The organism is Paracidovorax wautersii (assembly GCF_900113035.1).
In the GTDB taxonomy this organism is placed as follows: domain Bacteria; phylum Pseudomonadota; class Gammaproteobacteria; order Burkholderiales; family Burkholderiaceae_C; genus Paracidovorax; species Paracidovorax wautersii.
The window spans coordinates 241,529-263,853 of sequence record NZ_FONX01000001.1 but is presented as its reverse complement, the minus strand read 5'-3'; the positions used below and the strand labels follow the sequence as shown (position 1 = coordinate 263,853).

Genomic DNA, 22,325 nt, shown 5'->3' with positions numbered 1-22,325 from the left:
TGCAGGCAGCCTTTCATTTTATGAAATGAAATCCGTGTGCCGGCGCCGCTAGTGGAAAGTGCACTTTTGCCTGGCTTGCGTCGCTGCGCTGAGCGGTGGCGCGGTCAGCGGGGGTGTGCGGGCCCCGCCTGCCAGACGTCCTTCACGCGGACCTCGTTCGGCTGGTACTGCGCCTTGTAGTTCATCTTCGGGCTGGCTTCGATCCAGTAGCCCAGGTACACGTAGGGCAGGTGCAAGCTGCGTGCCTGCTCGATCTGCCAGAGCACGTTGAAGGTGCCGTAGCTGGCGCGAGCCTCGGGCTCGTAGAAGGTATAGACCGCCGAGAGGCCGTCGCCCAGCACGTCGAGGATGGAGACCATCTTGAGCGCGCCGGGCGTGCCGTCGGCGCCTTCGGGCTCGCGGAATTCGACCAGGCGCGAGTTCACCCGGCTTTGCAGCAGGAACTGCGTGTACTGGTCGATGCTGTCGTGGTCCATGCCGCCGCCGGCATGGCGGGTGTTCTGGTAGCGCAGGTACAGCGCGTAGTGCTCGGGCTCGTAGCCCAGCCGCAGCACGCGCGCCTGCAGATGGCGGTGCCGCTGCCAGGCGCGGCGCTGGCTGCGATCGGGCTGGAAGCGGTCGGCCAGCACCCGCAGCGGCGTGCAGGCCTGGCAGCCGTCGCAGTAGGGGCGGTACGTGAACATGCCGCTGCGGCGGAAGCCCCGGGCGACGAGGTCGGTATAGACGTCGTTCTGGATCAGATGGCTGGGCGTGGCGACCTGCGAGCGCGCCTGCCGGTCGGGCAGGTAGCTGCACGGGTAGGGGGCGGTCGCGTAGAACTGCAGGGTCTGCAGCGGAAGGTCGTTGAGTTGCGTCATGCCAAGGGCGTGTCGGGCAGAAGCTCGCTCCAGTATAGGGGCTGGAAAGCCCATTGCATGGGGGGCTCCTGCCGTGCGCGCCCGACGTGGTCGATGAACGCGCTGCGGGGGATCTCGCGGGCTCCCAGCGAGGCCAGGTGCCGCGTGTTCTGCTGGCAGTCGATCCGCTCGGCGCCCTGGGCGCGGCACAGCGCCACCAGGGCCGAGAGCGCGATCTTCGAGGCATCGGTGGCATGCGCGAACATCGATTCGCCGAACACGGCCCGGCCGAAGGCGACGCAATAGAGGCCGCCGGCCAGCCGGCCGTCCATCCAGGTCTCCACGCTGTGGGCGTGGCCGGCCTCATGCAGCGCTTCGTAGGCGCGCACCATCTCGGGAAGGATCCAGGTGCCCGACTGCCCGTCGCGTGGCGTGAGCGCGCAGGCATGGATCACGGCGCTGAAGTCGCGGTCCACGCAAACCTCATGGACCGGTGTGGTGCGAAAGCGCTGCAGCGTCTTGCGCAGCGAGCGGTGCAGCCTGAACTCCGCCACGTGCAGCACCATGCGGGGATCGGGGCTCCACCAGAGCGTGGGCTGGCCTGCGCTGTACCAGGGAAAGATGCCCTGCTGGTAGGCAGCGCTCAGGTGCGGCACATCCAGCAGGCCGCCCGCGGCCAGCAGGCCCGGTGCCGGCGAGCGGTGGTCCCACGCGCTGGCGGCTGCGGGGAAGGGGTCTTCGGGCTCCAGCCACGGCAGGGTGGGCTTCATGGCGTGCCGACCGCGGGGCCCAGGAGGTTCGAGGTGGGGTGCGCCGCGCAGGCCTTCATGCGCCCAGCCCGTGGCCGCGCCGTGCGGCGTAGAGGCCGAGCCGCACCATCGTGCGGTGATTGAGCTCCAGCGGCACGGCCGAGCGCGCCAGGGCCGACTGGATGCGCGGCTTGCCGGTGCCCGTATGGTGCAGCGCGGGCCGCGCCAGCTGCCCGCCTTGCCGGTCGAGCAGGCTGGCGACCAGCGGATACATGGGCCGGTCGCCGTGCCGCAGCACGACGGCGGTGTCGCCGTTGTCCAGGCGCACGAAGGTGCCCGGCGGGCACAGGCCGACCCGGCGCACCAGGGCGAAGCCGACCTCGTCGTTCTGGTCCACGGCGTCCTGGCTGACGATGGCGCGCACCGAGTCCGTGGAGCTGCGGCCGATGCGCGACTTGCGTGGGCTGATCATGGCCGCGTAGCGGTCGATGGTGGCCAGGATGCGGCAGAGCCTGCCTTCGGCACCCAGCAGGCGCAAAGGGGCGGCCCGCGTCTCGCTGTCGGCGCCTGCGGCATGGTGCTGGCCCACGACCTCCAGCCAGACCTCGTCGCGGATGCCCAGCTCTTCCAGCAATTCCATGCCCAGGCGCGGGTGTGCGTCGATCACGCGCTGCTGCGCGGCCGTGGGGCGCTCGCGCTGGTGGGCCAGTTCGTCCTGCAGCGCCGTCATGCCGATGTTCATGGTGAAGGCGGCCCGCACCAGGCTGTCGCGCTCGACGGAGGGCAGCTTCAGTTCCTGGGCCATGATGTGGCAGAGCGTGCCGCACACCAGCGCGTGCGAGGCGCTGTAGCCCACCGTGGAGGTGGCGGCCAGTTGGAACATCAGGTAGAGCGCGGCGTCGGTGTCGTGCGCGACCAGGTCCTGCAGCCAGCGGTCGCACTGGCGCAGCTTGGCGGGGAAGTCCTCGGCCAGCCGCGGGTGCAGCAGCAGCCAGGAGAGGGCCGTTTCCAGATCGGACCAGAGGCCGAGCAGGTCTTCGTATTCGTTCTCGTCGTGCGCGCCGGAACCCGGCTGCGCGAGGGGCGTGTGCGTGTTCGCGGGCATGGGGCCTTCAGCGGCGCTTTTCCAGCACCATCTCGTCGTTGGCCCGCGTCATGTGGAAGGCCGACAGGAAGCTGTTGCCCAGCAGCACGTAGGGCATGGCCTGGGGGACGACCACGGCGTCCACGGCGCGCACGTCCACATCGCCCGCGCGCACCACGTCCAGCGTGATCCGCCAGCCCTGGGTCGTGCCGTTGGCGGTGTTCATCATCACCGGCTTGCCGCTGCGAAAGGGTAGGCCCAGCCGCTCCGCATCGGGCTGGCCGATGGCGACCGCCGTGGCGCCCGTGTCCACCATGTAGCGCATGGCGCGGCCGTTGATGGCGCCGTCGCCCGTGAAATGCCCCCGGCCGTCGGAGCGCAGCACGATGCGCTGGCCCTCGGAGCCCGAGCGGACGCTGACCGGCGATGCGCCCAGGGCCACCGTGTGGCGCTGGCCGGCCACCTCCACCACGGCATCGTCACGGCCGACCGACACCACCTTCACGCCCCGGTAGGTCTCGCCCGGCGCGACGCTGCGCGGCTGCGTGCCATCGACCACCAGCAGGGCGCGGTTGCCGAGAATGCCGCTCAGGGCCACCGCCTGGGCGCCTGCCGCCAGGGGCAGGGCGGCCAGGCAGCCAGCGATGGCCCAGGGCCAGGCAGCCTGCCGGCGGCGGATCGAGGGGCGGGGCGTCGGCATGGGGCGGGTGGGGCCGTGGCGTCAGTCGCGGAAGTTGTCGAACGACAGCGGGATGTCGGTCACTTCCTTGCGCAGCAGGGCCATGGCGGCCTGCAGGTCGTCGCGCTTGGCGCCGGTGATGCGCACTTTCTCTTCCTGGATGGCGGCCTGCAGCTTGAGCTTGCTTTCCTTGATGAGCTTCTGGATCTTCTTGGCCAGTTCGCTCTCGATGCCGTTGCGCACCTTGACCACTTGCTTGACCTTGTCGCCGCCGATCTTCTGGGGCTTTTCCATGTCGAGGAAGCGCACATCGACGCTGCGCTTGGTGAGCTTGTTGCGCAGGATGTCCTCGACCTGCTGCAGCTGGAATTCGGCATCGCCGAACAGCGTGATTTCCTTGTCCTTGATCTCGATGGCGGCGGACGTGCCCTTGAAGTCGAAGCGGGTGCCGATCTCTTTGGCCGTGTTTTCCACGGCGTTCTTCACTTCAACAAGGTTGGCTTCACAGACGGTATCAAAAGAAGGCATGGCATCACTCTCGGCAAACGGGGGGAACCCTGCCCCGCAGCGGGGCGGGTGCGACAATCCGGCCGATGTTAGTCGAGAAAAACGCCCCTCTTCAGTCCTGCAATACCTTCGGCATCGTCGCGCGTGCCCAGACGCTGGTGCGTGCGCGATCGGTGCAGGACGTGCAGGCGCTGCTGGCCGACCCGGAACTGGGCGGCCAGCCGGTCTTCGTGCTGGGCGGAGGCAGCAACATCGTGCTCACGGGCGACGTCAAGCCCGTGGTGCTGAAGATGGAGATCAAGGGCCTGCGCCTGGCGGCCGAAACCGACCGGCACTGGATCGTGGAGGCCGGCGCCGGCGAGGTCTGGCACGAGGCCGTGGCCTGGACCCTGGCCCACGGCTATCCGGGCCTGGAGAACCTGGCGATGATCCCCGGCACCGTGGGCGCCTCGCCCGTGCAGAACATCGGCGCCTATGGCGTAGAGCTGCAGGACCGCTTCCATTCGCTGGACGCCATCGACCTGGCCACCGGCCAGGCCTTCTCGCTCGACGCCGGGCAGTGCGCCTTCGGCTACCGCGATTCGGTGTTCAAGCACGCGCCTCAGGCGGCGGGCGCGGAGGGCGGCCTGCCGCGCGGCATGGGGCTGGCGGGGCGTGCCGTCATCACCCACGTGCGCTTCCTGCTCGCCAAGGCCTGGAAGCCCGAGCTGGGCTACCTGGACCTGGAGCGCAAGCGCGTCGAAGCCGGCGTGGACATGCCCACGCCGCAGCAGGTGTTCGACTGGGTCTGCGAGGTGCGCCGCGCCAAGCTGCCCGATCCGGCCGTGGTGGGCAATGCGGGCAGCTTCTTCAAGAACCCCACCGTCACGGCGGACCAATGCGCCGACATCATCGCCCGCGAGCCGCGCATCGTTCACTACCCCATGCCCGACGGCAGCATCAAGCTGGCGGCGGGCTGGCTGATCGATGCCTGCGGCTGGAAGGGCAAGAGCGTGGGCAAGGCCGGCGTCTATGAGAAGCAGGCCCTGGTGCTGGTCAACCGCGGCCGCGGCGCCGACAGCGTGACCGGCGGCGAGGTGATGACCCTGGCCCGCGCCATCCAGACCAGCGTCTATGAGCGCTTCGGCATCCGGCTGGAGCCCGAGCCGGTGGTCGTCTGACCGCCCGGCCGCGCCAACACAGGCCGGGAAAAACAAAAGCCGCACCGCCCGAAGGCGATGCGGCTTTTTTTCATATGCTCTGCTTTTGATAGCTGCTGGCGCTTGCTGGGCAAGCGCCAGCGGGCTATTCGGGGCAGATTGCGGCGCTTGGCTTACTTCTTGTCGCTGTCGTCGCCCAGCTGCGCCAGCGCGGCATTGCCGCCCAGCGACAGCAGGCCGGACTGGGCGTAGATGCCCAGCTTGGCGCGCGTGTCCACGATGTCCAGGTTGCGCATGGTCAGCTGGCCGATGCGGTCGGCCGGGCTGAACGGCGCGTCTTCCACCTTTTCCATCGACAGGCGCTCGGGCGCGTAGGTCAGGTTGGGGGACTCGGTGTTCAGGATGGAGTAGTCGTTGCCGCGGCGCAGCTCCAGCGTCACCGTGCCGGTGATGGCGCGGGCCACCCAGCGCTGGGCGGTCTCGCGCAGCATGATGGCCTGCGGGTCGAACCAGCGGCCCTGGTAGAGCAGGCGGCCGAGCTTGAGGCCGTTCATGCGGTACTGCTCGATCGTGTCCTCGTTGTGGATGCCGGTCACCAGGCGCTCGTAGGCGATGTGCAGCAGCGCGAGGCCGGGGGCTTCGTAGATGCCGCGGCTCTTGGCCTCGATGATGCGGTTCTCGATCTGGTCGCTCATGCCCAGGCCGTGGCGGCCACCGATGCGGTTGGCTTCCAGGATCAGCGCCACGGGGTCGCTGAATTCGACGCCGTTCAGGGCCACGGGTTGGCCTTCCTCGAAGCGCACCGAGACCTCTTCGGCCTTGACTTGCACGTCGTCCTTCCAGAACGCCACGCCCATGATGGGGTTCACGATGCGGATGCCGCTGGACAGCAGTTCCAGGTCCTTGGCTTCGTGCGTCGCGCCCAGCATGTTGCTGTCGGTGCTGTAGGCCTTCTCGGCGCTCATCTTGTAGCCGAAGCCTTCCTTGGTCATGAAGGCCGACATCTCGGCACGGCCGCCCAGCTCGTCGATGAACAGCTGGTCGAGCCAGGGCTTGTAGATCTTGAGCGACGGGTTGGTCAGCAGGCCGTAGCGGTAGAAGCGCTCGATGTCGTTGCCCTTGAAGGTCGAGCCGTCGCCCCAGATGTGGACGTCGTCTTCCTTCATGGCGGCCACCAGCATGGTGCCCGTGACGGCACGGCCCAGCGGCGTGGTGTTGAAGTAGGTGATGCCGGCGGTGCTGATGTGGAAGGCGCCGGCCTGCAGGGCGGCGATGCCTTCATGGGCCAGCTGCGTGCGGCAGTCGATCAGGCGGGCCTGCTCGGCGCCGTATTCCATGGCCTTGCGGGGAATGGCGTCGTAGTCGGGCTCATCGGGCTGGCCCAGGTTGGCGGTGTAGGCGTAGGGCAGGGCGCCCTTGTTCTTCATCCAGCGCAGGGCCGCGCTGGTGTCGAGGCCGCCGGAGAAGGCGATGCCGACCTTCTGGCCGGCGGGGAGGTTCTGGAGGATGGTGGCCATGGAGCGATGGTGCTTTCGTTCTGTCTGTCCGGATCAGCCGAAGTGGCAGATGTAGTGGTATGCCTCGGTCACGCGGATCTCGAACTTCGAGTTGCCGGGCACGCTGAATTTCTCGCCCTCGCCGGACTTCACCCAGGTGTCGGTGCCGTCCAGCTTGTATTCGCAGGCGCCGCCCACGCATTCCATGATTTCCGGTGCGCCCGTGTTGAAGGTGAGGGTGGCGGGCAGGATCACGCCGACCGATTTCTTCGTGCCGTCGGGGAAAGTGACGCCGTGGCTCACGCACTTGCCGTCGAAGTACACGTTGGCTCGGGTGGTGACGGACACGCCGTCGATCTTTTCGGTGGTCATGGATGCGGGAATGAGGGATGGGAAACCGCAGATTTTAGGCATGCCCCACCGGCCGTCGGACCTGCGTGCCGGCCGGGCATGAAAAAAGGAGCCCGAAAGCTCCTTTTTCTTCAGCGGGCCGCGCCCTCGGGCGGCGCCATCTCAGCGCCAGTACGGGTCGGGCCGGTAGGGGCGGCCGTAGCCGTCGCGGTAGTCGATCACCGTGGCCGGCGGCGGCACGATGTAGGCCACCGGGCCAGGGCGGGTCGTCACCACCACGCCGGGCTGCTCGTAGCCGCCTTGCGGGTAGCTGGTCATGCCCTGCACGGCAGGCTGCACGTTGAGCGGAATCCAGGCGCCCGGGTCGTTCTGCGTACGGGTGCTGTACTGGCGGCCCGCGTATTCATAGACCACGTTGTAGCCCACAGCGCGGTTCTCGTAGTAGTTCTGCGAATAGCAGCGCTGCACGTTCTGGTAGCCGCCGCGCGTGCCTTCCACGTTGTTGCCCAGCACTGCGCCGCCGATCAGGCCCAGCGCCGTGGCGGCTGCGCGCCCGCCTCCGTGGCCCACGGCATTGCCCACGGCGCCGCCGGCGATGGCGCCCAGCAGCGCGCCGGCACCGCTGGGCTGCTGTTCGGTATAGACGGCATCATTGCTGCACACCTGGCGCGGAATGGCGACCTGCTCGGTGATCGGCGTGGCCGACAGGACGCGGCCCATTTCCTGGGCGCTGGCACCTGCGGCCACGGCGGCAAGTGCGGTCAGGACGATGATCTTTTTCATGATGAAAAGCTCCTTGAGGTCGGTGTACAACGCACCAGACACATGAAAAGTTTAGGCGGGCACCTCATAGTCCAGACGCGTGCAGGGTAAAACTGCGTAAAGTTCTGTGCGCGAAGGCTTCGGCTTGCGGAGGGTGGCGCCGTACTCGCCGCGCTCAGGCGTTGGAGGCCCGGGCCGCGCGTTCGTTCCAGGCGGCGGCGTCGAACCCGACCGAAACCTCGCGGTCCGGCTGGCCGGCCCATTCGACCACCGGCCGCTTGATGACCGAGGGCAGGTTTTCCATGAGCGCGCTGGCGCTGGCGGCATCCCTCACCGCGGCCTGCTGCGCGGCATCGAGCTTGCGCCAGGTCGTTCCCTGGCGGTTCACCAGCTTTTCCCAGCCGACGGCGCCGATCCAGCCCTGCAGGCGGTCGGCGGGCACGCCCTGTTTCTTGAAGTCGTGGAACTGGTGTTCCAGGCCGTTGTCGGCCAGCCAGCGGCGGGCTTTCTTGACGGTGTCGCAGTTGGGGATGCCGTAGAGGGTGATAGCGGGGGTACTCATGGCCCCGATCATCGGGCATGCGCCGGTCGGCGACAATCGGAGGCTGTATGAGCACTGCACCCCTCACCCTCGAAGACTGGCTCGCCCACTGCGAGCGCCTGCACCCCAAGAACATCGACATGGGGCTCGACCGCGTGCGCGAGGTGGCCGTGCGCATGGGCCTGCGTTTCGACTGCCCGGTGATCACCGTGGCGGGCACGAACGGCAAGGGCTCCACCTGCGCCATGCTGGAGGCCGTGGCCCTCCAGGCCGGCTTCCGTCCGGGCGTCTATACCTCGCCGCATCTGGTGCATTTCGAGGAGCGCTGCCGCATCCATGGCGACATCGTCGCCGCGGCCGACCTCGTGCCGCATTTCGAGGCCGTGGAGCGCGCCCGCACCGAAGGCGGCGAGGTATCGCTCACCTATTTCGAATTCACGACGCTCGCCATCCTGCGGCTGATGAGCCAGGCGCGCCTGGACGTCGCCATCCTCGAGGTGGGTCTGGGCGGCCGGCTCGACGCGACCAACGTGATCGATGCCGACTGCGCCGTCATCACCAGCATCGACATCGACCACGTCGAATTCCTGGGGCCCGACCGCGAATCCATCGGCCGCGAGAAGGCCGGCATCATGCGTGCCGGCCGCCCGGTGGTGGTGAGCGACCCCATGGCGCCGCAGAGCGTGATCGACCATGCCCAGGCCATCGGGGCGGATCTCTGGCGCTTCGGGCACGACTTCAATTTCTCGGGCGACAAGCAGCAGTGGTCTTGGGCCGGCCGCGGCCGGCGCTATGCCGGGCTGGCCTATCCCGCCCTGCGCGGCGCCAACCAGCTGGTGAACGCCAGCGGCGCACTGGCTGCGCTGGAGGCGTTGCGCGACCGCCTGCCGATCACCGCGCAGGCCGTGCGCACCGGCCTGGCCATGGTCGAGCTGCCCGGCCGCTTCCAGATCGTGCCGGGGCAGCCCACGCTGGTGCTGGACGTGGCCCACAACCCGCACTCGGTGGCGGCGCTGACGGCCAACCTGGACGCCATGGGCTTTTTCCCCACCACCCATGCGGTGTTCGGCGCCATGGCGGACAAGGACCTGGCCCCCATGCTGGCCAAGATCGCCCCACTCATCGATCGCTGGTATTTCACCGACCTGCCCACGCCCCGCGCCGAAACGGCGGCGGGCCTGCAGCAGAAGTGGAATGCGCTGCAGATGGTGGCCGGAGGCCGCCGCCCGGTCCAGACCAGCCTGCACGAAAGTCCCGAGCAGGCCCTGCAGGCGGCGGTGGAGGCTGCGGACCCCACTGATAGAATTGTGGTCTTTGGCTCGTTCTACACCGTCGGCGGCGTCCTCCAGGACGGAACGCCGCGTCTGCACGCCAAGCATCTCGGCGCATAACGGGTCCGCACTCCATGGCATTTTTCAAGTTTCGCTGGCCTGGTCAGAAGGCGCAGGACGAGGGCGCCAAGCCCGCTCGGCGGTCGCGCAACGCACACGCCGAGAGCATCGACGCGCTGCGGCGGCGTGCCCGCCACCGCCTGATCGGCGCTGCCGTCCTGGTGCTGCTCGGCATCATCGGCTTTCCCATGCTCTTCGACACGCAGCCGCGTCCGGTGGCGGTCGATATCCCGATCGAGATTCCCGATCGCAACAAGGCTGCGCCCCTGGTCGTGCCCGACGCGGCGAAGGCCCCGGCGGCCGTGGCCGAGGCCAAGCCCAAGTCGTCCGCCCAGGCGTCCGGCGCAGTCTCCGGCAGCGATGCCGCGGGCCTGGATGCGGGCGAGGAAATCGTCCCCCCGCGTGCCGAGTCCAAGCCGGCACCGGCGCCGGCACCGGCGCCTGTTGCGGTGCCCGCCCCAGCCGTGGTGGCGCGCGCCGAGGCTCCGGCGCGCAGCCGTCCGGAACCCAAGGTGGAAAAGACCGAAACCCGGAGCGAGCCCAAGGCCGAGACGCGGCACGAATCGCGCACCGAATCCAAGCCCGTGGCCGCCGCGCCCGAGCCTGCCCGCCAGCAGTCCCGCAGCGACGACGCTGCCCGTGCCCGCGCGCTGCTCGAAGGCCGGCCGACCGCCTCGGCTGCGCCGGCGGCCACCGCCTCCAAGTCGGATGAGGACGGCCGTTTCATCGTGCAGGTGGGCGCCTTCGCCGATGCCGACAAGGCCCGCGAGGTGCGCAATAAGCTGGAACATGCCGGGGTCAAGACCTATACCCAGGCGGTGGATACCAAGGACGGCAAGCGCACGCGGGTGCGTGCGGGGCCTTTTGCCAGCCGGGCCGAAGCCGACAAGGCCGTCGGGCGCATCAAGGCCCTGGGCTTGTCCGCCTCCGTATTGACGCTGTAGTTCGATGGACGCTTCAGCGCTGGATGCAGGGTGGCACCTTGCCGCGCTGGACTGGGTGTTCCTGGCGCTCGTGCTGGGCTCCCTGCTGGTGGGGGCCTGGCGCGGCCTGGTGTTCGAACTGATCTCGCTGGCGGGCTGGGCCGCTGCCTTCGTGGTGGCGCAGTGGCTGGCCAGCGATGTGGGTGCCTGGCTGCCCATGGGCGATACGCAGGGCCCTTTTCGCCATGCGGCGGGGTTCGTGCTGGTTTTTGTGGGGGCGCTGTTTTTTTTCGGCTTCGTGGCCTGGTTGAGCAAGAAGCTGGTCGAGGCCGTGGGGCTGAGGCCGACCGACCGGGTGCTGGGCGCGCTGTTCGGCGCGTTGCGCGGGGCGCTGCTGCTGCTGGCGCTGGCGCTCGTCGCCAGCTGGACGCCGCTGCACGAAGCGCCCTGGTGGAAAACGTCGGTGGCGGCCCCCATGTTGCACAAGGCACTGGTCCAGCTCAAGCCGGCGGTGCCCGAGGAGTTTGCAAGGCATATGCCTTCGTGATGCGCCGGCCGCGGTCTTCTGCGGCGGGCGGGTCTTCTTTCGGCGGGATGGTCCCGCCTATCAATGGAACGCGAATATGTGTGGAATCGTCGGCGTAGTGAGTGCTGCTCCCGTCAACCAGCTGATTTATGACGCCTTGCTGCTGCTGCAGCACCGGGGGCAGGATGCCGCGGGCATCGTCACCCAGGAAGGGCGCAAGTTCTTCATGCACAAGGCCAAGGGCATGGTGCGTGACGTCTTCCGCACGCGCAACATGCGCGCGCTGCCCGGCTCGGTCGGCCTGGGCCAGGTGCGCTATCCCACGGCGGGCAATGCCTACAGCGAGGAAGAGGCGCAGCCCTTCTACGTGAACGCGCCCTTCGGCATCGTGATGGTGCACAACGGCAACCTGACCAACGCCCAGGCGCTGCGTGCGGAGCTGTTCTCCACCGACCACCGCCACACGAACACCGAGAGCGACTCCGAAGTGCTGCTCAACGTGTTCGCGCACGAGCTCGAGCGCGCATCGCGCGGCGTGCCGCTGCAGGTCGAAGACGTGTTCTCGGCCGTGAGCGCGGTCCACAAGCGCGTCAAGGGCTCCTACGCCGTGATCGCCCTGATCGCCGGCCACGGCCTGCTGGCCTTCCGCGATCCGCACGGCATCCGCCCGCTGTGCATGGGCCGCAGCGCCGACGGCACGGTGATGGTGGGCAGCGAATCGGTGGCGCTGGAAGGCACCAGCCATGTGTTCGAGCGCGACGTGCAGCCCGGCGAAGCCGTGTTCATCACGCAGGACGGCACGGTGCATGCGCGCCAGTGCGCCGCAGCGCCCCAGCTCAACCCCTGCATCTTCGAGTTCGTCTATCTGGCCCGGCCTGATTCGGTGCTGGACGGCATCTCCGTCTATCAGGCCCGCCTGAACCTGGGCGAATCGCTGGCCAAGCGCGTGATCTCCACCGTGCCGCCGAGCGAGATCGACGTGGTCATCCCCATCCCCGAATCCAGCCGCCCCAGCGCGACGCAGCTGGCGCATCTGCTGGGCATTCCGTATCGCGAAGGCTTCGTGAAGAACCGCTACGTGGGCCGCACATTCATCATGCCGGGGCAGGGCGTGCGCAAGAAGTCGGTGCGCCAGAAGCTCAATGTCATCGGCAGCGAATTCAAGGGCCGCAACGTGCTGCTGGTGGACGATTCCATCGTGCGCGGCACGACCTCGCGCGAGATCGTGCAGATGGCGCGCGATGCCGGTGCCCGCAAGGTGTACCTGGCCAGCGCCGCGCCGCCGGTGCGCTACCCCAACGTCTATGGCATCGACATGCCCACCAGCAGCGAACTCGTGGCCCACGGCCGCACGGTCGAGGAAGTGCGCGAATCCATCGGCTGCGACGCGCTGATCTACCAGGACGTCGATGCCATGAAGCGCGCCGTGGGCTCGCTCAACAGCCACATCGAAGGCTTCGATGCCTCGTGCTTTGACGGGGTCTATGTGACGGGCGACATCACCGCGAAAGAGATCGCCGAGCTGAACGAAGGCCGCGTCGGCGTGGAAGAGCCGCAGGAGGAAGATACTTCCCGCCTCGCGCTGCCGAACGCGCAGAACGCCTGAGGGCGCTCCAAGCCTCGTGACGGGCGGCGGGCTGTAGCGGTCCGCCGCCGTGCTTTTTTCTCATCACCTTCTTTTTCGAGCCTGAGCCATGATCGACCGATCCGTCTTGCCCCCGGGCCTGCACCCCGATACGCTGGCCGTGCGTGAAGCCATTCCGCGCAGCGCCTATGGCGAGCACTCCGAGGCGCTCTACCTGAGCAGCAGCTTCGTGCAGCCCGACGCCGCCACCGCCGCGCGGCGCTTTGCCAACGAAGAGCCCGGCTACACCTACACCCGCACCTCGAACCCCACGGTGACCAGCTTCGAGCGCCGCCTGGCCGCCATGGAGGGCACCGAGTCCGCCGTGGCCACGGCCTCCGGCATGTCGGCGATCCTGCTCATGTGCATGTCCCTGCTGAAGACGGGCGACCATGTGGTGTGCTCGCAGTCGATGTTCGGCTCGACCATCCGGCTGATCGGCGGCGAACTGTCGCGCTTCGGCGTGCAGGCCAGCTTCGTGCCGCAGACCGATGCGGCCGCCTGGAAGGCCGCCCTGCGGCCCGAGACGCGGCTGATGTTTGCCGAAACACCGACCAACCCGCTGACCGATCTGTGCGACATCCAGGCGCTCGCCGCCATCGCCAAGGAAGCGGGCGTGCTCCTGGCGGTCGATAACTGCTTCGCATCGCCCGCGCTGCAGCAGCCGGCCCGGCTGGGTGCCGATCTGGTCGTCCATTCCGGCACCAAGTTCCTCGATGGTCAAGGCCGCGTGATGGCCGGCGCCGTGTGCGGCTCCAAGGAACTGATCGAAGGCAAGCTGGCGCCGCTGATCCGCAGTGCCGGCATGAACCTTTCGCCCTTCAACGCATGGGTGGTGCTGAAGGGACTCGAAACGCTTTCGCTGCGCGTGAAGGCGCAGAGCGCCAATGCCCTGCAGCTCGCGACCTGGCTCGAAGCGCATCCTCGCGTGGCGCGTGTCTATTACCCCGGTCTCGCCTCGCATCCCCAGCACGAACTGGCCATGCGCCAGCAGTCGGGTCTGGGTGGCGCGGTGCTGTCCTTCGACGTGAAGACGGCGGCCACTCCGGAGGCGGCGCGTGCCGGTGCCTTCCATGTGATCGACAGCACGCGCGTGTGCAGCATCACCGCCAACCTGGGCGACACCAAGACCACCATCACCCACCCGGCCAGCACCTCGCACGGGCGCCTGTCCGAAGAGCAGCGCGCCACGGCCGGCATCGGCCAGGGCCTGATCCGCGTGGCGGTCGGCCTCGAACACATCGACGACCTCAAGGCAGACCTCGCCCGCGGCCTCGATACCCTGCAATGAACGAATTTCCAGACATGTCCCAGCGCATCCGTACCCGCTTCGCTCCCTCGCCCACCGGCTTCATCCACCTCGGCAACATCCGCTCCGCGCTCTATCCCTGGGCCTTCGCCCGCGCGACGGGCGGCGACTTCATCCTGCGGATCGAAGACACCGACGTGGAGCGTTCCAGCCAGGCGGCCGTGGACGTGATCCTGGAAGGCATGGCCTGGCTGGGCATGCAGCCCGACGAGGGCCCGTTCTATCAAATGCAGCGCATGGACCGCTACAAGGAAGTGCTGGCGCAGATGCAGGCCGACGGCCTGGTCTATCCCTGCTACATGAGCATGGAAGAGCTGGACGCCCTGCGCGAGCGCCAGATGCAGGCCAAGCAGAAGCCGCGCTACGACGGCACCTGGCGGCCCGAGCCCGGCAAGGTGCTGCCGCCCGTGCCGGAAGGCGTGAAGCCGGTGCTGCGCTTCCGCAATCCGACGGAAGGCTCCGTCGTCTGGGAAGACAAGGTCAAGGGCCGCATCGAGATCAGCAACGACGAACTCGACGATCTGGTCATCGCGCGGCCCGACGGCACGCCCACGTACAACTTCTGCGTGGTGGTCGATGACGTGGACATGGCCATCACGCACGTCATCCGTGGCGACGACCATGTGAACAACACGCCGCGCCAGATCAATATCTTCCGCGCCCTCGGCAAGGAGCCGCCGGTCTACGCTCACCTGCCCACCGTGCTCAACGAGCAGGGCGAGAAGATGAGCAAGCGCAACGGCGCCAAGGCCGTCACGCAGTACCGCGACGAGGGCTATCTGCCCGAGGCCATGATCAACTACCTGGCGCGTCTGGGCTGGAGCCATGGCGACGACGAGATCTTCAGCCGCGAGCAGTTCCTGCAGTGGTTCAACCTCGACCACCTGGGCCGCAGCGCCGCGCAGTTCGACGAGGCCAAGCTGCGCTGGGTCAACGCCCAGCACCTGAAGGCCATGTCCGACGACGCCCTGGCCGCGCTGATCGCGCCCTTGCTGCAGCAGCGCGGAGTGGCTGCCGATGCGCTGGCCGATGGCCGTCTGCCGCGCATCTGCGCACTCTTCAAGGATCGTTGCGACACGACCCTGGCGCTCGCGCAATGGGCATCGGTGTTCTATGCCGACGTAACGCCCGATGCCGAGGAGAAGGCCAAGCACGTGACCGAGGCCATCTGGCCGGCCATCGAATCCCTGCGCGCGGCCCTGGCGACCTGCGATTGGGACAAGGCTGCGATCGCCGCTGCCTTCAAGGCCGTGCTGGCCGAACACGGCCTGAAGATGCCCCAACTGGCGATGCCGGTGCGGGTGCTGACGGTGGGCACGGCCCATACGCCGTCGGTGGATGCCGTGCTGGAATTGCTGGGTCGCGAAAAAATTGCAGCAAGATTGCGAAAGGCTTAAAAACCTGTCTATAATTCAAGGCTTAGCAGATGACGACAAGCAATTCACTGAATTGCAAGTCTGAGTCAGTTAGTGGGGGTATAGCTCAGCTGGGAGAGCGCTTGCATGGCATGCAAGAGGTCATCGGTTCGATCCCGTTTACCTCCACCACTGAAATTTGTTAGAGAACGGTTAGTTCCCAGGTTTTGACCCTATCGTCTAGAGGCCTAGGACATCACCCTTTCACGGTGAGTACCGGGGTTCGAATCCCCGTAGGGTCGCCAAGTTTGTAGCACTTGGCTTGGAGCATAAGCACCAAGCGAAAAGCTGCCTGCCAGGAGTGGTAGTTCAGTTGGTTAGAATACCGGCCTGTCACGCCGGGGGTCGCGGGTTCGAGTCCCGTCCACTCCGCCAGTTCAATCTTCTTGGCTTAAGTCAGGAAGCAGTGGGGGTATAGCTCAGCTGGGAGAGCGCTTGCATGGCATGCAAGAGGTCATCGGTTCGATCCCGTTTACCTCCACCACTGAAATTTGTTAGAGAACGGTTAGCTCCCAGGTTTTGACCCTATCGTCTAGAGGCCTAGGACATCACCCTTTCACGGTGAGTACCGGGGTTCGAATCCCCGTAGGGTCGCCAAGTTTGTAGCACTTGGCTTGGAGCATAAGCACCAAGCGAAAAGCTGCCTGCCAGGAGTGGTAGTTCAGTTGGTTAGAATACCGGCCTGTCACGCCGGGGGTCGCGGGTTCGAGTCCCGTCCACTCCGCCAAAATAAAAAGGTTTGCCGCTATGAAAATAGCTGCAAACCTTTTTTCTTTGGTGCTCCAGATTCACGGCCATGCTCCGTGGATTGTGCCTGGTGCCTGGCGTGCGGTGTGTTGAGCGCTATGTCTGCCGCTAGATCGCAGGTTGGGGGCTGGTGGTGCCTTGCTTTTGAAGACTCGGCCCGACCTGCAGCCACCCGGCACCTGGCAGAGGCGGCTGCTTTTCCCCCCCCCCCCAACTTCAGCGCGGAGCCAGCCGGATGGCGCCATCCAGGCGGATCACTTCGCCGTTGAGCATGTCGTTCTCGAAGATGTGGCGTGCCAGCTTGGCGTAGTCCTGCGGCGTGCCGAGGCGGCTGGGGAAGGGCACGCCGGCGGCGAGCGCGTCCTGGACTTCTTTCGGCATGCCGAACAGCATGGGCGTGCCGAAGATGCCCGGGGCGATCGTCATGTTGCGGATGCCGGTTCGTGCGAGATCGCGTGCGATCGGCAGTGTCATGCCGACGATGCCGCCTTTTGATGCCGAATAGGCCGCCTGGCCGATCTGTCCGTCATAGGCCGCCACGCTGGCCGTGGAGATCAGCACGCCGCGCTCGCCCGTGGCTTCGGGTTCGTTGCGGCTCATGGCCTCGGCCGCCAGGCGGATCATGTTGAAGCTGCCGATCAGGTTCACCGAGATGGTCTTGCTGAAGCTGGCGAGGGCGTGCGCGCCGTTCTTGCCCACGGTCTTTTCCGCAGGGGCCACGCCGGCGCAGTTCACCAGGCCCATGAACTTGCCCAGCGATACGGCCTTGTCCACCGCGGCTTGCGCGTCGGCTTCCTGGCTGACGTCGCATCGCACGAAGCTGCCGCCGATCTCCTGGGCCACGGCCTCGCCCTTGTCGGCCTGCATGTCGGCGATGACGACGGTGCCGCCTGCTGCGGCCAGCATGCGCGCCGTGCCTTCGCCCAGGCCGGACGCGCCGCCGGTCACGATGAATACCTTGCCCTGGATGTCCATGTGTCGTCTCCTTGTTACGTTAACGTAAACGTCAATTATGTCCCAAGGTGCCGGCTACGGTGGGTTTCTGCGCAGGCACGAAAAAAAGCCCGGCAAGCCGGGCGTGGGGTCGGGCAGGGCAGGGCGGCCGCTCAGCGGAAACCGACCCGGTCCAGCATCTGCTGCACCTTGGTGGTGTTGGCGCCGACGGCGCTGATCGGAATGGTTTCGCTCTTGAACGGCTTGCCTTCCGTCATGGCCTGGAGGGCGGGGTTGGCCGGGTCCACGCCCTTGGCGGCAGGCCATTCGTTGTTGCCGTTAGCGAAGTAGTTCTGCGCCTGCGGGCTGGCCAGGTATTCCAGGAACTTGATGGCATTGGCCTCATGCTTGGTGTGGCGTGCCACGGCGCCGCCGGCGATGTTCAGGTGGGTGCCCCAGGATTGCTGGTTGGGGAACACCACGCCGACTTTGCTGGCGATGGCAGCGTCTTCAGGCTTGTCGGAGCGCAGGATGCGGGCCAGGTAGTAGCTGTTGGTGACTGCGATCTCGCATTCGCCGGAGGCGACGGCCTTGATCTGGTCGGTGTCGCCGCCCTTGGGTGCGCGGGCCAGGTTGGCGACCACGCCCTTGAGCCAGGCTTCCGTCTTCTGTTCGCCCATGTGTTCCATCACGGCGCCGAAGAGGCTCAGGTTGTAGGGGTGCGAGCCGGAGCGGATGCAGACCTTGCCCTTGTTCTTGGGATCGGCCAGCTCTTCGTAGGTGTCCACGTCTTCCTTGTGGACCTTGGCCTTGTTGTAGACGATGACCCGCGCCCGGGTGGACAGGCCGAACCAGGGGATGCCGCCGTTCGCGTCAGGCTTGGCGCGCAGGTTGGCGGGGATCGCATCTTCCAGCACCTTCGACTTGATCGGCAGGAAGAGGCCGTCGGCCTCGCCGCGATAGAGACGGGCTGCATCCACCAGCAGGATCACGTCGGCCGGGGATGAGGCGCCTTCGGCCTTCAGGCGGGCCACGATGCCGGCGTCGTCGGCATCGACGCGGTTGACCTTGATGCCGGTAGCCTTGGTGAAGCCGGAATAGAGCGCTTCGTCTGTCGCGTAGTGGCGGGCGGAATAGAGGTTGACGACCTGCTCCTGCGCAGCGGTGGCTCCGGCCGCCGCCATCAGGCACAAGGTGAGAATCGATTTCGCGACAGTCTGCATGGCAAGGTTCTTTCGGGGATGAAGCATGGAACGCCGTGCATGATAGTTTGAACGCGAATGCTTCTTAACAATGACTTGGGCCTGGCAAGGTATTGATCTGGATCAACGGATCAACGCCGCTGTGCGCCAGAGGCCCTGGTGCCGCCATCGCATGCACGAAAAAAAGCCCGACAGTTGAGGTGTCGGGCTTTCAAGGGACCCCTGAAGCAGTCTTCCGCGGGGTCCAAGGAGACAACCGTGTGGCCGGCGCGCGCGGCGTGCGTGCATTCGGCGACAACTGTTGCGGCGCGCCGCTGCCGGGGCAGCAGGGCGCCGGATGGATCGATCAGCGCTTGCGCGGCACGGCGTTGGCCGTGGCGGTCTTGGCAGCGTTGGTCGCGGTGTTGGCGACTGCGCTGAAGTTGGCTTCGGCCACGTCGCTGGCGTGCTTCACGGCCTTTTGCACGGATTCGTAGGCGGTGTTGGCGGCGGAGACGGCGCTCTTGAACACGGCCACGCCGGTTTCGGTGCCGGCCGGTGCGTTGCGTGCAGCGGTGTCCACCAGGTTGCTGAAGTTGCGTTGCACTTCGCTGGCCTGGGCTTCGAAGGTCTTGCCGATTTCGGTGCTGGTGCCCGAAGCGATGTCGTACAGGTGGCGGCTGTAGGCGGCGGTCTTTTCAGCCAGGGGCTGGAACAGGCTGGCTTGCAGGGCCAGCAGCTCTTGCGCGTCCTTGGCGCTCAGCATGGCCTGGGTGTGGCTGGCGGCTTCCGACAGGGCAGCGCGCGAAGCGGTCACGTTGAGTTCGACCAGCTTTTCGACGCCTTCAAAGGCCTTGTTCGTCAAGCCGAACAGGGTTTCCAGGTTGGCTTTGTGCGAGGCCAGCAGTTGTTCGGGGGTGAGGGACATGACGTATCTCCTGATAGGGTGCTGTGAAAGCGGGTTGGAAGAACTCATCTGCGGCAACCTGACTGTTCATGTTGCAGTGCAGCATGGACCAAATTCTAGAGACTTCGCACAGAGCTGCAAGCCTTTTTGTTGCAGTGCAGCAATTTTAGAGAGCGCACTCCATTTGTGCATGCGCAGCCATCTGTCGCACGCCTGTCGCCCAGCTGTCTGCGCCATGCCGGGCAACAGTCGAAAATGTTGGGCACCATGCCTCAGACAGATGACTCGCACAGTAGTGCCTTGCCACGCCCCGTTCCGCAGCCCCGCTCGGCCTACGCCGTCTTCCGGCCCATCGGCACACGCTGGATGGACAACGATGCCTACGGCCATGTCAACAACGTCGTCTATTACAGCTGGTTCGACACGGCGGTGAACGCCTATCTGATCGAACAGGGCGCGCTGGACATCCACCACGGCGGCACCATCGGGCTGGTGATCGAGACCCAGTGCAACTACTTCGAGCCGCTGGCGTTTCCGCAGACCGTGGAGGCGGGCATCCGCGTGGCGCGCATCGGCACGAGCAGCGTGCGCTACGAGGTCGGCCTTTTCGCGCAAGGCTCGCCGATGACGGCGGCCTGCGGCCACTTCGTGCATGTCTATGTCGATCGGGAGCACCGCCGCCCCTGCGCACTGCCGCCAGCGCTGCAGGCGGCGCTGCAGCCGCTGCGGGCGGGGGCGCCGCGGGCGTGATGGCGAAGGCGATATGCGCGCCAAGCGGTGAGGGGTGACCTCTGCGCCGTAAGGCCGCTGCCTTGGTGCCACAATGGCATGCGAGACAAGCGCCGCCCGGCGCGCCAGCCTGATCCGCGGAATCCGCCCGCGGCGTTCACATGATCATCACCAGCCTGCTCGACACCGACCTGTACAAGTTCACCATGATGCAGGTCGTGCTGCACCAGTTCCCCGGGGCGCAGGTCGAATACCGCTTCAAGTGCCGCAACCAGGGCGTGTCCCTGGCGCCCTATGCCAACGAGATCCGCGACGAGATCCGGTCGCTGTGCAGCCTGCATTTCCAGGATGCCGAACTGGCCTATCTGCGGTCGCTGCGGTTCATCAAGAGCGACTTCGTGGACTTCCTCGCGCTCTTCAAGCTCAACGAGAAGTACATCACCATCACGCCGCAGCCTTCGGGCGAGCTGGACATCTCCATCCAGGGGCCGTGGCTGCACACCATCCTGTTCGAGATCCCGGTGCTGGCGATCGTCAACGAGGTCTATTTCCGCAACACGCAGAAGGTGCCCGATTTCCCGCAGGGCCGCCGCCGGCTGGACACGAAGATCGCGCAGCTGCAGGGCGAGGGCCTGTCCGACCTGAAGATCGCCGACTACGGCACGCGCCGCCGCTTCAGCCGCTCCTGGCACGAAGAGGTGCTGCGCGTGCTGTGCGCGCGCCTGGGCACGGCCGAGCGCAAGCCCGACGGCCGCACGGCGCCCGGCCAGTTCGCCGGCACGAGCAACGTGCTCTATGCGATGAAGCTGGGCCTTACGCCGCTGGGCACCATGGCGCATGAGTACCTGCAGGCCTGCCAGGCCCTGGGCCCGCGCCTGCGCGACAGCCAGATCTTCGGCTTCGAGATGTGGGCGCGCGAATACCGGGGCGACCTGGGCATCGCGCTCTCCGACGTCTATGGCATGACGGCCTTCCTGCGCGACTTCGACCTGTACTTCTGCAAGCTCTTCGACGGCGCCCGGCACGACAGCGGCGACCCCTTCGCCTGGGGCGAACGCCTGCTGGACCACTACCGCAAGAACCGTGTCGATCCGCTGACCAAGACGCTGATCTTCAGCGACGCGCTCACCGTGCCGCGCACCATCGAGCTCTACCGCCAGTTCCAGGGCCGCTGCCAGCTGGCCTTCGGCATCGGCACCAACCTGACCAACGACCTGGGCGACCCGCCCGCGCACGTGCCGCTGCAGATCGTCATCAAGATGACGCGCTGCAACGGCCAGCCGGTGGCCAAGCTCTCGGATACGCCCGGCAAGGGCATGTGCGACGACGAGAAATACCTGGCCTATCTGCGGCAGGTGTTCGAGATTCCTTCCGCGGCCTGAGCGCAGCGCCGCTGCCTTTGCCGGCGGCGCCTGCCCCGGCTGCGTGCCGCTTGAGCGCCCAAGGCCGCACGCTGCGGCCGGGCTGATTTTTTCCCTCTTCTTTCCAAGGATGACTCCCGCCATGTCCAAGCCCCGCATCCTCATCGCCCGCAACATCTTTCCCGAAGTGGTGGAGCGCCTGTCGCAGCACTTCGAGGTCGAGGCCAATCCGGACGACGTGATCTGGTCCCCCGCCGAGCTGGCCCAGCGCCTGGCGGACAAGGACGGCGTGCTCACCACCGGCAGCCAGCGCGTGGATGCGGCCCTGCTCGCCGCCGTGCCCCGGCTGAAGATCGCCGCCAACATGGCCGTGGGCTACAACAACTTCGACGTGGACGCCATGACCGCCGCCGGCGTGCAGGGCACCAACACGCCCGACGTGCTGACCGAGACCACGGCCGACTTCGGCTTCGCCCTGCTGATGGCCACGGCCCGCCGCGTGACCGAGAGCGAACACTACCTGCGCGCCGGCCAGTGGACCCGCTGGAGCTACGACCTGTTCGCCGGCAGCGACATCCACGGCAGCACGCTGGGCATCCTGGGCATGGGGCGCATCGGCCAGGGCATCGCCCGCCGGGGCGCGCACGGCTTCGGCATGAACGTGATCTACCACAATCGCTCGCGCCTGAGCCCGGAGCTGGAAGCCGAGTGCAAGGCCCGCTACGTCGGCAAGGAAGAGCTGCTGCGCACGGCCGACCACCTGATGCTGGTGCTGCCCTACACACCGCAGTCGCACCACACCATCGGCGCGGCGGAGCTGGCGCAGATGAAGCCCACGGCCAACCTCATCAACATCGCGCGCGGCGGCATCGTCGATGACGCGGCGCTGGCCCAGGCCCTGAAGGAGCGGCGTATCGCCGCCGCCGGGCTGGACGTGTTCGAGGGCGAGCCCGAGGTGAATCCCGCGCTGCTGGAAGTGCCCAACGTGGTGCTGACCCCGCATATCGCCAGCGCCACCGTGCCCACGCGGCTGGCCATGGCCAACCTGGCGGCGGACAACCTGATCGCCTTCTTCGACGGGCGCGGGCCGCTCACGCCGGTGAACACGCCGGCCGGGCGGGGCAGCTGACGGTTT

The 22,325-nt window shown here is 67.0% G+C and carries 22 protein-coding genes and 6 tRNA genes; 16 read left to right on the top strand and 12 right to left on the bottom strand.

The window, feature by feature from the left end; translation table 11 throughout:
- Nucleotides 1-104 precede the first annotated feature (104 nt).
- Genes BM070_RS01075 through BM070_RS01055 form a run of 5 tightly spaced genes read right to left on the bottom strand, consistent with a single transcriptional unit; the run spans nt 105 to nt 3,876 of the window.
- Nucleotides 105-857, bottom strand: a complete 753-nt coding sequence (locus BM070_RS01075) for an arginyltransferase (protein WP_092936727.1) — start codon at nt 855-857, stop codon at nt 105-107.
- A complete protein-coding gene (aat, locus tag BM070_RS01070; RefSeq protein ID WP_092936725.1) occupies nt 854-1,606 on the bottom strand; it encodes a leucyl/phenylalanyl-tRNA--protein transferase in 753 nt (250 codons plus the stop codon). Before aat ends, BM070_RS01075 begins: the two co-directional genes overlap by 4 nt.
- Before the next feature lie 55 nt (nt 1,607-1,661).
- Nucleotides 1,662-2,690: an HD-GYP domain-containing protein gene (locus BM070_RS01065; protein ID WP_092936723.1), complete on the bottom strand. Its 1,029-nt coding sequence runs from the start codon at nt 2,688-2,690 to the stop codon at nt 1,662-1,664.
- 7 nt (nt 2,691-2,697) lie between these two features.
- Entirely contained in the window at nt 2,698-3,369 is a 672-nt protein-coding gene (locus tag BM070_RS01060) for a retropepsin-like aspartic protease family protein (protein WP_092936721.1), read from the bottom strand.
- Nucleotides 3,370-3,390: 21 nt separating this feature from the next.
- Entirely contained in the window at nt 3,391-3,876 is a 486-nt protein-coding gene (locus BM070_RS01055) for a YajQ family cyclic di-GMP-binding protein (RefSeq protein ID WP_092936719.1), read from the bottom strand.
- A 65-nt stretch (nt 3,877-3,941) separates the two neighbouring features.
- Between BM070_RS01055 and murB the strand changes: the two genes are divergently transcribed.
- Entirely contained in the window at nt 3,942-5,015 is a 1,074-nt protein-coding gene (murB, locus tag BM070_RS01050) for a UDP-N-acetylmuramate dehydrogenase (protein ID WP_092936717.1), read from the top strand.
- Between the two features lie 152 nt (nt 5,016-5,167).
- Here murB and argG read toward each other — a convergent pair whose 3' ends face one another.
- From argG to BM070_RS01030, 4 genes are all read right to left on the bottom strand, one after another.
- Nucleotides 5,168-6,511: an argininosuccinate synthase gene (argG, locus tag BM070_RS01045; RefSeq protein WP_092936715.1), complete on the bottom strand. Its 1,344-nt coding sequence runs from the start codon at nt 6,509-6,511 to the stop codon at nt 5,168-5,170.
- 33 nt (nt 6,512-6,544) lie between these two features.
- Nucleotides 6,545-6,862 (bottom strand): pyrimidine/purine nucleoside phosphorylase, encoded by a 318-nt coding sequence (gene ppnP, locus BM070_RS01040; protein WP_092936713.1) that lies wholly within the window; start codon nt 6,860-6,862, stop codon nt 6,545-6,547.
- Nucleotides 6,863-7,003: 141 nt separating this feature from the next.
- Complete coding sequence (locus BM070_RS01035; RefSeq protein ID WP_092937284.1) at nt 7,004-7,624, bottom strand: glycine zipper 2TM domain-containing protein; 621 nt, start codon at nt 7,622-7,624, stop codon at nt 7,004-7,006.
- Nucleotides 7,625-7,778: 154 nt separating this feature from the next.
- Nucleotides 7,779-8,165 (bottom strand): ArsC family reductase, encoded by a 387-nt coding sequence (locus BM070_RS01030; RefSeq protein WP_092937282.1) that lies wholly within the window; start codon nt 8,163-8,165, stop codon nt 7,779-7,781.
- 47 nt (nt 8,166-8,212) lie between these two features.
- Here BM070_RS01030 and folC point away from each other — a divergent pair, with 47 nt between their 5' ends.
- The 12 genes from folC (at nt 8,213) to BM070_RS00970 (ending at nt 16,059) form a co-directional block, all read left to right on the top strand.
- Nucleotides 8,213-9,535 (top strand): bifunctional tetrahydrofolate synthase/dihydrofolate synthase, encoded by a 1,323-nt coding sequence (gene folC, locus BM070_RS01025; RefSeq protein WP_092936711.1) that lies wholly within the window; start codon nt 8,213-8,215, stop codon nt 9,533-9,535.
- 14 nt (nt 9,536-9,549) lie between these two features.
- A complete protein-coding gene (locus tag BM070_RS01020) occupies nt 9,550-10,479 on the top strand; it encodes an SPOR domain-containing protein (protein ID WP_092936709.1) in 930 nt (309 codons plus the stop codon).
- 4 nt (nt 10,480-10,483) lie between these two features.
- Nucleotides 10,484-11,005, top strand: coding sequence for a CvpA family protein (locus BM070_RS01015; RefSeq protein ID WP_092936707.1), 522 nt, complete (start codon nt 10,484-10,486; stop codon nt 11,003-11,005).
- A gap of 76 nt (nt 11,006-11,081) precedes the next feature.
- Nucleotides 11,082-12,590, top strand: a complete 1,509-nt coding sequence (gene purF, locus BM070_RS01010; RefSeq protein ID WP_092936705.1) for an amidophosphoribosyltransferase — start codon at nt 11,082-11,084, stop codon at nt 12,588-12,590.
- A gap of 88 nt (nt 12,591-12,678) precedes the next feature.
- On the top strand, nt 12,679-13,899 hold the full coding sequence (locus BM070_RS01005) for an O-succinylhomoserine sulfhydrylase (RefSeq protein WP_092936703.1): 1,221 nt from the start codon (nt 12,679-12,681) through the stop codon (nt 13,897-13,899).
- Entirely contained in the window at nt 13,896-15,314 is a 1,419-nt protein-coding gene (gene gltX / locus BM070_RS01000; protein ID WP_092936701.1) for a glutamate--tRNA ligase, read from the top strand. Before BM070_RS01005 ends, gltX begins: the two co-directional genes overlap by 4 nt.
- 74 nt (nt 15,315-15,388) lie before the next feature.
- Nucleotides 15,389-15,464, top strand: a tRNA-Ala gene (locus BM070_RS00995).
- A gap of 37 nt (nt 15,465-15,501) precedes the next feature.
- Nucleotides 15,502-15,577, top strand: a tRNA-Glu gene (locus BM070_RS00990).
- A 53-nt stretch (nt 15,578-15,630) separates the two neighbouring features.
- Nucleotides 15,631-15,707 (top strand) — tRNA-Asp (locus tag BM070_RS00985).
- A gap of 33 nt (nt 15,708-15,740) precedes the next feature.
- Nucleotides 15,741-15,816: transfer RNA gene (locus tag BM070_RS00980), tRNA-Ala, on the top strand.
- A 37-nt stretch (nt 15,817-15,853) separates the two neighbouring features.
- Nucleotides 15,854-15,929: transfer RNA gene (locus BM070_RS00975), tRNA-Glu, on the top strand.
- Between the two features lie 53 nt (nt 15,930-15,982).
- Nucleotides 15,983-16,059 (top strand) — tRNA-Asp (locus BM070_RS00970).
- A gap of 236 nt (nt 16,060-16,295) precedes the next feature.
- Here the strand turns inward: BM070_RS00970 and BM070_RS00965 are convergent.
- From BM070_RS00965 to BM070_RS00955, 3 genes are all read right to left on the bottom strand, one after another.
- Nucleotides 16,296-17,054 (bottom strand): 3-hydroxyacyl-CoA dehydrogenase, encoded by a 759-nt coding sequence (locus BM070_RS00965; RefSeq protein WP_092936699.1) that lies wholly within the window; start codon nt 17,052-17,054, stop codon nt 16,296-16,298.
- 131 nt (nt 17,055-17,185) lie between these two features.
- Nucleotides 17,186-18,235 carry an extracellular solute-binding protein gene (locus BM070_RS00960; protein ID WP_092936697.1) on the bottom strand — a complete coding sequence of 350 codons (1,050 nt, stop codon included), beginning with the start codon at nt 18,233-18,235 and terminating at the stop codon, nt 17,186-17,188.
- A 325-nt stretch (nt 18,236-18,560) separates the two neighbouring features.
- On the bottom strand, nt 18,561-19,121 hold the full coding sequence (locus BM070_RS00955; RefSeq protein WP_092936695.1) for a phasin family protein: 561 nt from the start codon (nt 19,119-19,121) through the stop codon (nt 18,561-18,563).
- Between the two features lie 246 nt (nt 19,122-19,367).
- Between BM070_RS00955 and BM070_RS00950 the strand changes: the two genes are divergently transcribed.
- The 3 genes from BM070_RS00950 (at nt 19,368) to BM070_RS00940 (ending at nt 22,319) form a co-directional block, all read left to right on the top strand.
- Nucleotides 19,368-19,850, top strand: coding sequence for an acyl-CoA thioesterase (locus tag BM070_RS00950; protein ID WP_092937280.1), 483 nt, complete (start codon nt 19,368-19,370; stop codon nt 19,848-19,850).
- Nucleotides 19,851-19,990: 140 nt separating this feature from the next.
- Nucleotides 19,991-21,211, top strand: a complete 1,221-nt coding sequence (gene pncB / locus BM070_RS00945; RefSeq protein WP_092936693.1) for a nicotinate phosphoribosyltransferase — start codon at nt 19,991-19,993, stop codon at nt 21,209-21,211.
- A gap of 121 nt (nt 21,212-21,332) precedes the next feature.
- A complete protein-coding gene (locus tag BM070_RS00940) occupies nt 21,333-22,319 on the top strand; it encodes a 2-hydroxyacid dehydrogenase (RefSeq protein WP_092936691.1) in 987 nt (328 codons plus the stop codon).
- Nucleotides 22,320-22,325 lie beyond the last annotated feature (6 nt).

Excerpts from the sequence above, each read along its gene's own strand:
- gltX (WP_092936701.1), top strand. The coding sequence starts at position 13,896 with ATGAACGAATTTCCAGACATGTCCCAGCGCATCCGTACCCGCTTCGCT.
- BM070_RS00950 (WP_092937280.1), top strand. The coding sequence starts at position 19,368 with ATGCCTCAGACAGATGACTCGCACAGTAGTGCCTTGCCACGCCCCGTT.
- BM070_RS00955 (WP_092936695.1), bottom strand. The coding sequence starts at position 19,121 with ATGTCCCTCACCCCCGAACAACTGCTGGCCTCGCACAAAGCCAACCTG.
- BM070_RS01060 (WP_092936721.1), bottom strand. The coding sequence starts at position 3,369 with ATGCCGACGCCCCGCCCCTCGATCCGCCGCCGGCAGGCTGCCTGGCCC.
- argG (WP_092936715.1), bottom strand. The coding sequence starts at position 6,511 with ATGGCCACCATCCTCCAGAACCTCCCCGCCGGCCAGAAGGTCGGCATC.
- BM070_RS00965 (WP_092936699.1), bottom strand. The coding sequence starts at position 17,054 with ATGGACATCCAGGGCAAGGTATTCATCGTGACCGGCGGCGCGTCCGGC.
- folC (WP_092936711.1), top strand. The coding sequence starts at position 8,213 with ATGAGCACTGCACCCCTCACCCTCGAAGACTGGCTCGCCCACTGCGAG.
- BM070_RS01015 (WP_092936707.1), top strand. The coding sequence starts at position 10,484 with ATGGACGCTTCAGCGCTGGATGCAGGGTGGCACCTTGCCGCGCTGGAC.
- BM070_RS01035 (WP_092937284.1), bottom strand. The coding sequence starts at position 7,624 with ATGAAAAAGATCATCGTCCTGACCGCACTTGCCGCCGTGGCCGCAGGT.
- BM070_RS01020 (WP_092936709.1), top strand. The coding sequence starts at position 9,550 with ATGGCATTTTTCAAGTTTCGCTGGCCTGGTCAGAAGGCGCAGGACGAG.
- BM070_RS01055 (WP_092936719.1), bottom strand. The coding sequence starts at position 3,876 with ATGCCTTCTTTTGATACCGTCTGTGAAGCCAACCTTGTTGAAGTGAAG.
- aat (WP_092936725.1), bottom strand. The coding sequence starts at position 1,606 with ATGAAGCCCACCCTGCCGTGGCTGGAGCCCGAAGACCCCTTCCCCGCA.
- BM070_RS01005 (WP_092936703.1), top strand. The coding sequence starts at position 12,679 with ATGATCGACCGATCCGTCTTGCCCCCGGGCCTGCACCCCGATACGCTG.
- murB (WP_092936717.1), top strand. The coding sequence starts at position 3,942 with ATGTTAGTCGAGAAAAACGCCCCTCTTCAGTCCTGCAATACCTTCGGC.
- ppnP (WP_092936713.1), bottom strand. The coding sequence starts at position 6,862 with ATGACCACCGAAAAGATCGACGGCGTGTCCGTCACCACCCGAGCCAAC.
- BM070_RS01030 (WP_092937282.1), bottom strand. The coding sequence starts at position 8,165 with ATGAGTACCCCCGCTATCACCCTCTACGGCATCCCCAACTGCGACACC.
- BM070_RS00940 (WP_092936691.1), top strand. The coding sequence starts at position 21,333 with ATGTCCAAGCCCCGCATCCTCATCGCCCGCAACATCTTTCCCGAAGTG.
- BM070_RS01075 (WP_092936727.1), bottom strand. The coding sequence starts at position 857 with ATGACGCAACTCAACGACCTTCCGCTGCAGACCCTGCAGTTCTACGCG.
- BM070_RS00960 (WP_092936697.1), bottom strand. The coding sequence starts at position 18,235 with ATGCAGACTGTCGCGAAATCGATTCTCACCTTGTGCCTGATGGCGGCG.
- pncB (WP_092936693.1), top strand. The coding sequence starts at position 19,991 with ATGATCATCACCAGCCTGCTCGACACCGACCTGTACAAGTTCACCATG.
- BM070_RS01065 (WP_092936723.1), bottom strand. The coding sequence starts at position 2,690 with ATGCCCGCGAACACGCACACGCCCCTCGCGCAGCCGGGTTCCGGCGCG.
- purF (WP_092936705.1), top strand. The coding sequence starts at position 11,082 with ATGTGTGGAATCGTCGGCGTAGTGAGTGCTGCTCCCGTCAACCAGCTG.